Source organism: Sinorhizobium psoraleae (genome assembly GCF_013283645.1).
GTDB classification, from domain to species: Bacteria; Pseudomonadota; Alphaproteobacteria; order Rhizobiales; family Rhizobiaceae; genus Sinorhizobium; species Sinorhizobium psoraleae.
In genome coordinates this window covers 1-1,093 of sequence record NZ_JABEKV010000063.1, presented here as the reverse complement: position 1 = coordinate 1,093, position 1,093 = coordinate 1, and the positions used below count along the sequence as shown (strand labels likewise).

Genomic DNA, 1,093 nt, shown 5'->3' with positions numbered 1-1,093 from the left:
ATCGGCGAGCGCATCGGCCGTGAGGTTCCGGAATTCGACGGCAAGCTCGTCGTCGAGGCCATCTCTAAGGTCGAGGAGGAAATCGGTTACGCCCTCACCGATGCGCAGCGCGAGGCGGTCTTCATGGCTACCACCTGCGGTGTCTGCGTTATCAGCGGTGGCGCGGGCACGGGCAAAACTACCGTCGTCCGGGCGATCCTTGCCGCATTGGAGGCCATCCGCGACAGTCTTCCAGCTTCGCAAGCCCATGGCGTCGAACACCTGCAGGTGGCTCTGGCAGGCCGCGCCGTCAGACGGATCAGCGAAGCGACGGGCCGCCCGGCGAGCACTCTCTCGCGGCTGGTTCACGACATCGAGGATGCAGGTCGCCGTGTCCAAGCTGGGACTGTCATCTTCGACGAGTCCTCGATGCTCGATACCCCGTCGATCTACCGGGTGCTCGCTCAGTTGCCCATCGAGGTCAACCTGATCTTCATCGGTGACCCCGGCCAGCTCCCGCCTATCCGGCCCGGCCTCCCCTTCCATACCATGGTCAAGGCGACTGGCATCCCTTCGGTTACCTTGGACATCGTTCACAGACAGGACGACGCCACCGGCATCCCGGCTGTCGCATCGGCCGTCCGCACCGGGAAAGCGGTCGGCCTCAGGCGCTTCGATCCGAACGTCGCACTGACACCTGGCGTCTATCTCTTCCCGGCGTCGAAAGACGATGTGGCCGGGAAGACCATAGCTGCCTTCCGCGCCATGTGCGGACGCGTTCCAGCCTACGGTAAGACGGCCGCACTGCACGAGATGGATGTCCAGATACTCACGCAGGTGAAGAACGGTCCGGCCGGATCGAAGGAGCTGAACCGCGCCATCGAGGTCGAGTACATGGCCAGGCAGGCAAGCATCGACGACTGGGGGCTGAGCGTCGGCTCGAAGATCATGTGGCTGAAGAACGACTACTCGAAATCCCCTCAGCTCGATCCAGAGGGCAACCCCGTGGTCGACAAGGCAACCGGCGAACCCATCTGCTCGGGCTTCATGAACGGCTCCCTCGGCGTCGTAATGAAACCTCACCAGAAGGGTGCCTGGGTGAAGTTCGACGACG

1 protein-coding gene is annotated in these 1,093 nt (G+C 63.3%); it reads left to right on the top strand.

Annotated elements, in window-relative coordinates:
- Positions 1–1,093 (top strand): ATP-dependent DNA helicase (locus tag ILFOPFJJ_RS34605; RefSeq protein WP_173514869.1); only part of this gene is annotated, 1,093 nt, incomplete at both ends.